The organism is Pseudomonas sp. NMI760_13 (assembly GCF_021283245.1).
GTDB lineage: Bacteria > Pseudomonadota > Gammaproteobacteria > Pseudomonadales > Pseudomonadaceae > Aquipseudomonas > Aquipseudomonas peradeniyensis.
Genome location: NZ_JAJSRC010000083.1, coordinates 1 through 1,259 on the forward strand (window position 1 = coordinate 1; position 1,259 = coordinate 1,259).

1 protein-coding gene is annotated in these 1,259 nt (G+C 55.4%); it reads right to left on the reverse strand.

What is annotated here, in order from left to right; genetic code table 11:
• Positions 1–51: 51 nt before the first annotated feature.
• Complete coding sequence (locus LU671_RS29245) at positions 52–1,176, reverse strand: IS481 family transposase (RefSeq protein ID WP_203647996.1); 1,125 nt, start codon at positions 1,174–1,176, stop codon at positions 52–54.
• Between the last annotated feature and the right edge of the window lie 83 nt (positions 1,177–1,259).

Consider the following 1,259-nt stretch of genomic DNA (forward strand, 5'->3'; position numbering starts at 1 on the left):
TGTAGAGACCGGACACATCGCTGACACATGTGCGCAGACATGGTTGACACATTATGGTCCGTAATCAGGTTTATTCACGTCGATAGTGCGCAGGCGTTGATGGCAGAAATAGACATCGAACATGTCCCCGCCGTCTCGCCCGGGGCGTATCGCTATGGTCTGCCCGACCAAGCCTTTTGCGATGCTGAAATAGCGTTTCTGGAAGCGGAAGCGACTGTGATAAACCTTGGCCAGGGTATCGTCTGGCCCATATTCAAATTCCTCAAGCTGATTGGGGTAGGCCCACGGGCTGGGGTGATATCTGGCCATCGGCACTTGATACCCCAAAGCCTGATGAGGGCGCTGTAAGTTGTAAATTTCCCGCCATCGGTCAAACGCCGTCTGGGCTTGCACCAAGGTCGAGAACTGCCGCCCATCGAGTACTTCAGCCTTCAAGGAACGGTGGAAACGCTCAATTTTGCCATTCGTTTGAGGGTGGTACGGGCGACTGAAACTTATCTGTATCCCTAGTCGAATCAACCAGATACTCAGTTCTGTAACCTCTCCAGGATTACGCGGTGAGCCCCAGGGAGCACCATTATCGACGTTGATTCGGACCGGTAGGCCGTAGCGCTGGAAGACCTCAGTCATCTTCTCCTTGACCGTCGTTCCTCGCTCGTTATCGCAAGCGTGAATAGCCAAATTGAAGCGGGAGTGGTCGTCAAGAATGGTCAGCGGATGACACCGGCCTTGCTGCAGGGCGAAGTGCCCTTTGAAGTCCATCTGCCAGAGATCGTTGGGTGCATCGTGCTCAAACCTAAGCCGCGCCTCTCGCGCCTTCTCAGGGCTCTGGATTAGTTCATGGCGGTGCAATACGTTGGTGACGGTGCTGGGGGCAATACGCTTGCTCAGCAGGCTGCTGATTGTGCGTCCGCCCCAGGCCGGGTGCTCCTGTCGAAGTGCAACGACTTCTGCTTCCAACGCAGCCTCGGTCAAGCGAGGGCTACTAGCCGGCCTCCGAGATCGTTCCTGTAGAGCGGCCGAGCCACCTTGTTCAAAACGGCGCAGCCACTTGTATCCGGTTTGAGGACTGATGCTGAAACGTCGGCATAACTCTCGAATATTGGCATCCGGTTGTCTCGCCAGGGATACGAACTCTTCTTTCAGGCTCATGGCGTTTCTCACGTTCCAAGGCATGGCGAAAATCCTGGCAAAGGGGGCTGCCAGGAAGTGTCAACCATGTCTCCGTACACGTGTCCACCATGTGTCCGGTCTCTACA